Source organism: Litorivivens lipolytica, assembly GCF_014191715.1.
In the GTDB taxonomy this organism is placed as follows: Bacteria; Pseudomonadota; Gammaproteobacteria; order Pseudomonadales; family Spongiibacteraceae; genus Litorivivens; species Litorivivens lipolytica.
In genome coordinates this window covers 1-4,784 of the sequence record NZ_JACHWY010000007.1, presented here as the reverse complement: position 1 = coordinate 4,784, position 4,784 = coordinate 1, and the positions used below count along the sequence as shown (strand labels likewise).

Genomic DNA, 4,784 nt, shown 5'->3' with positions numbered 1-4,784 from the left:
CCTGACCCCATCCCGAACTCAGAAGTGAAACGCGTCATCGCCGATGGTAGTGTGGGGCTTCCCCATGTGAGAGTAGGTCATCGCCAGGCTTCTAACCCAAAACGCCCAGATCGGAAACGGTCTGGGCGTTTTACTATGCGCGTAAAACACCTTGGGCAACTGGCGATAACCGTACGGTCAGACCCAAAGCGTTCCCTTCGGTCACGGGGCCGGCCCTCGCCAGGCTTCTAAATAAAACACCCCGGTCAGCATTAGCTGTCCGGGGTTTTATTTTTAGGACGCGATAACCTGCTGCCACTACAAAGGCCCATGTGACGTAGCCTGTACCGTAGGTACGGCGAAGGGGTGCCGTAGGCATCGCGAAGCGATCGCAATCGCCGATTGTGACCCAATGTAGGTCATCGCCCCCCCCCACCTCACCTACCGCGATTCAGCATGACGCCAGAACGGGAATTTGGTGTAAATTTACGTTACATCTTCTGAGCTTCGTGGTAACAAGGTCTGGGAGTTGGGCTAAATGGGCCCGACTCGCAGGCCTGCTCGATGTCCGTATATGTCACGATGTAGCTACTGGCAGTACTGGGCTACAGTTAGTGGGCTACTGCTAACAGGTAACTCGAGATGACGTTCCAGCTTGCGAACAATGAGCGCATAGAAAAAGTTCTCGCCACGTCGACGGGTCTCCCAACCCTGCCCGGCGTCGCCATGAAAATCATCGAGCTGTTAAACGACGATGACGTGGATTTAGACGCGCTGACTCACGCTGTTCAGCGCGATCCCGCGCTGGCAGCAAAATTGCTGCGTGTTGCTAATTCGCCCATCTACGGCAGTCGCCGAGAGGTCGAATCCATTCATCAGGCGGTTGTGCGTCTGGGGCTTAAATCTACCCAGAGCCTTGCGCTGTCATTTTCCCTGATTTCGTCTATGAAACTGCAGTCTGCCGGGGCGCTGGATTACACCGCTTATTGGCGTCGCTGCCTGTTGTCGGCGAGCGCTGGACGGGCGCTGGCCAAGCGCGTAACGCCTGGCGATGAGGAGGCGGTTTTCCTAGCTTCGTTAATGCAGGATCTTGGCATGCTGGTCTTGGACCGCGCCCTGCCCGAGACCTATATCGGCCTCGGCGAGCGTCAATATAAGCACGCCCGGGTTGAAGCCTTCGAAAAAACCCGTCTCGGCGCCGGACATACCCAAGTGGGTGGCTGGATGCTCCAGGAGTGGGGTTTCAGCGAGCGCATGCAGCAGGCCGTTGCCTACAGCCATATCCCACTGGCGCTGCCAGAGGGTGACCATACCTTTGTCCGTTGTGTTGCGCTGTCTGCACTGATGGCCGATGTACTCATCAACCCTTCGCAGGGCCTTGATGAGCTCGCCACGACCGCTGGGCACTGGCTCAAGCTGACCGGGCGTCATCTGGCGGAAATTATGGATGAGCTCAGCCAGTCCATCCCTGCATTTGAACGTATGTTTGACACGCAGCTACTCGATCAGGACAAGTTGATCATGATCGAAGAGTTGGCGCGAGAGCGTCTAGCGGCCGTTCGGCGTCATCAGGCCGCCTGATAGCCTGTCCTTCATCGCCGGAGCTGTTATTATCCCGCCACATTGATACTGTGGTGGGATGTTATGGAACTGTCGCGCTTATTGGCCGAGTTGGCTGACGGCGATTTTCATTCAGGCGAGGCGCTTGGGTCGGCGCTGGGTGTCAGCAGAACCGCTATCTGGAAGCAGTTACAGAAGCTTGAGGATATCGGCCTTGCGGTTGAGTCTGTAAAAGGCCGTGGCTATCGACTTCCCGGTGGCTTTTGCGCTCTCAATGCCGATGCCATCCAATGCTCACTCAACCCCACTGCGAAAGCCTTCCTGTCATCGCTGCAGATAGAGCAGCAGATCAATTCCACCAATACTTTGCTGGCCGAGCGGGCGCGGAGCGGTGACGGCGTCTCGGGCGCAGTCTGCGTTGCGGAGCAGCAGACCGCTGGGCGTGGCCGCCTTGGTCGGCAATGGATCAGTCCCTTTGGCCGCAACCTGATGTTTTCCCTGCTTTGGGAGTTTCAAAACGGTGCTGCTGCCCTCGAGGGCTTGAGTTTGGCGGTCGGGCTATCTGTCGCTGAGGCCTTGACCGATCTTGGTGTAGCCGGACTTGGCCTGAAGTGGCCCAACGATGTTTTGTGTGAAGGGCGGAAGCTGGCGGGCGTGCTCCTTGAGATGCAAGGGGATGCCGCTGGGCGCTGTCAGGTCATTATTGGCATCGGCTTGAACGTCTCCCTCCCGGATGATGCGCCTATAGACCAGGCCTGGACTGACCTTCAGCGTCAGGGTTTTGTCGGTAGTGATCGCAACCACTTGCTGGCGGCACTCCTTAACCGCTTGCTGCCCATGTTGGCGGAATTTGAGGTCGCCGGCTTTTCCGGTTTTCAGAGCCGTTGGCAGGCTTATGACGCGCTGGCCGATGAGCCTGCGGAGTTGCGGCGAGGTGAGGAGGTCGTCGCGGGGTTTTGTCGCGGGGTGGCAGCCAATGGCGCGCTGCGCTTTGAAACACCGTCGGGCACCGAACTGGTCTCCGGAGGTGAGGTCAGTTTGCGCCGTCGCCAGTCCGGGAGCTAAGTAAATCGTGCTGATTCTCGAATTCGATCTAGGTAACACCTCGGCCAAATGGCGCCTGCTGGAGGCAGGTGATGTCGTTGAGCGCGGTCGCATCACGGAACTAGACAGCTTTGTGCCACCTTCCGCGGGGAAGATTGGTGCGGTGCGGGTCGCATCCGTTGCTGGAGAGGCTCGCGAACAGGCCTTGAGTCAATGGTGCCAAAACACTGTAGGTTTGGGGCCCCGGATAGCGCGCACCACTGCGCACTGTAGCGGGGTGAGTTGCGCCTACGCCGAACCGCACCGGCTTGGCGTCGATCGCTGGTTGGCCGTGCTGGCCGCCTATCACCACTGCCCCCAGGGCGCATTGATATTGGATGCGGGCACCGCGCTGACCATCGATCTGGTAAATCGCCGCGGCCAGCACCTCGGCGGCTATATTCTGCCGGGTCAGCAGCTTATGCAGACTAGTCTGCGGCAAGATACTGCGCGCATCGTTTATGCGGAGACGGCAGAGCCGGCCCTCAATCCGGGGTGCTCAACCGCAGAGGCGGTGGTTAATGGCGCCGCCCTGTCTGCGGCGGCGGTCGCGCAAGCGGCGCTGCAGCAGGCGCGAACCCTGCTCGGTGAAAGTTGCGGCGCCTTTATTACCGGGGGTGATGCGGAGTTAATCCTGCGCCTGCTCGGTGAGAAGGCGGGTGACTTCGCGTATTATCCCGACTTGGTCATGGAAGGGCTTGCGCGGGCTTGCCCGATAATCGAATAAGCGGGCCATTCAATAATTAAAGGAGGTCGAGGTGCTGCGCTGGGCATTTGTGCTTTTGGTGCTGGCGAACCTGCTCTACGCCGGCTGGAACTGGCAGCAGCAGCGTGCCGAGTCACTGGTTGAAGCTCGTCAGGAGCAGGCCGCTGTGCCTTCGCTGGTGCTGGTCGATGAGATGTCGGCGCCGCCTCCGGTCTTGGTTGTGGATTCAGGTCAGGCGCAAACTGAGGATCAGAAGGCAGCAGAGCCCGACACGCTCGCCCAGCAATGTTGGTTTGTTGGCGAGTTTGCCGACAAGGCGCGGGCCGATCGGTCAGTCAGCGTGATTCAGGGTATGCAACTTGAGGCGCGCCTTGATGCCCGCGATGTGCCAGATGAACCGGACTACTGGGTGCACGTTGGGCCTTTCGATAGCCGTGAGCGGGCCGTGTCTGTGTTGCAGCAATTGCGTGGCCGCAAGATCGACAGCTTCCTGATCGACGAAGGGGAGCTGAAAAACGCCATATCGCTTGGCTTTTTCTCCCAGAAACGATCGGCGCAACGCTTAATGGAGCGCTACCGCAATCTTGAGTACAGCTTGCGAGTGCATGAGGTGCCACGTTTCCTTACCCATTATGACCTCTATGCCTTTGGTCGCGTCGATGGTGAAGACATCCGGCTGGCGCTGCAGGATCGGGGCTTGACAGCCAAGCCCGTAAAAAGAGACAAAAAATCCTGTATTTGAATTGCTTCCCCCACTAAGTTCGACTAGAATGCCGCCCTCGTTTGAGGCCGTGGTAGCCAAGTGCTGGCGTAGCTCAGTTGGTAGAGCAGCTGACTTGTAATCAGCCGGTCGGGGGTTCGACTCCTCTCGCCAGCTCCATTTTCTCTGATATCACAGTGGCTTAAGCGAGGTTTTTTGGGTTGTTTCGTTGACAGTGTGGTTTCCTGTCAGCAGAATATCCCGCTCTCTTGGGGAGGGGTTCCCGAGTGGCCAAAGGGATCAGACTGTAAATCTGACGCGAAAGCTTCGGTGGTTCGAATCCACCCCCCTCCACCATTACTTTCAGCTGTTTGTGAAAGTTGGCTTTTTGGGCGGGTATAGTTCAATGGTAGAACCTCAGCCTTCCAAGCTGATGATGCGGGTTCGATTCCCGCTACCCGCTCCAACGAACATAGAGTTTGGCGGGCTCATATAGCTCAGTCGGTAGAGCACTTCCTTGGTAAGGAAGAGGTCACCGGTTCAAATCCGGTTATGAGCTCCATTAATTTTTTGGTGGCAAGAGCCTACGGCAGGCTATTGCCTTTTGTTGTGTTTAAAAGAAAGAAGTCGTTTAAGAGGCTCGGCTAGGAGACTGTCGCGATGGCAAAGGAAAAATTTGAACGTACCAAACCCCACGTAAACGTGGGCACGATTGGTCACGTAGACCATGGTAAGACAACTCTGACAGCGGCGCTG

The 4,784-nt window shown here is 57.6% G+C and carries 5 protein-coding genes, 4 tRNA genes and 1 rRNA gene; all 10 read left to right on the top strand.

The window, feature by feature from the left end:
- Nucleotides 1-89: ribosomal RNA gene (gene rrf, locus FHR99_RS16195) — 5S ribosomal RNA — on the top strand; the annotation flags it as partial.
- A gap of 532 nt (nucleotides 90-621) precedes the next feature.
- Nucleotides 622-1,560: an HDOD domain-containing protein gene (locus FHR99_RS16190; protein ID WP_183411785.1), complete on the top strand. Its 939-nt coding sequence runs from the start codon at nucleotides 622-624 to the stop codon at nucleotides 1,558-1,560.
- 63 nt (nucleotides 1,561-1,623) lie between these two features.
- Nucleotides 1,624-2,604 (top strand): bifunctional biotin--[acetyl-CoA-carboxylase] ligase/biotin operon repressor BirA, encoded by a 981-nt coding sequence (birA, locus tag FHR99_RS16185; RefSeq protein ID WP_183411784.1) that lies wholly within the window; start codon nucleotides 1,624-1,626, stop codon nucleotides 2,602-2,604.
- A gap of 7 nt (nucleotides 2,605-2,611) precedes the next feature.
- Nucleotides 2,612-3,349 (top strand): type III pantothenate kinase, encoded by a 738-nt coding sequence (locus FHR99_RS16180; RefSeq protein ID WP_183411783.1) that lies wholly within the window; start codon nucleotides 2,612-2,614, stop codon nucleotides 3,347-3,349.
- A 31-nt stretch (nucleotides 3,350-3,380) separates the two neighbouring features.
- Nucleotides 3,381-4,070 carry an SPOR domain-containing protein gene (locus FHR99_RS16175; RefSeq protein WP_183411782.1) on the top strand — a complete coding sequence of 230 codons (690 nt, stop codon included), beginning with the start codon at nucleotides 3,381-3,383 and terminating at the stop codon, nucleotides 4,068-4,070.
- Between the two features lie 62 nt (nucleotides 4,071-4,132).
- Nucleotides 4,133-4,208: transfer RNA gene (locus tag FHR99_RS16170), tRNA-Thr, on the top strand.
- A 93-nt stretch (nucleotides 4,209-4,301) separates the two neighbouring features.
- Nucleotides 4,302-4,385 (top strand) — tRNA-Tyr (locus FHR99_RS16165).
- A 35-nt stretch (nucleotides 4,386-4,420) separates the two neighbouring features.
- Nucleotides 4,421-4,494: transfer RNA gene (locus FHR99_RS16160), tRNA-Gly, on the top strand.
- Nucleotides 4,495-4,514: 20 nt separating this feature from the next.
- Nucleotides 4,515-4,590 (top strand) — tRNA-Thr (locus tag FHR99_RS16155).
- Between the two features lie 98 nt (nucleotides 4,591-4,688).
- Nucleotides 4,689-4,784, top strand: a 96-nt coding sequence (locus FHR99_RS16150; RefSeq protein WP_246387163.1) for a GTP-binding protein, incomplete at its 3' end; no start/stop codon positions are given.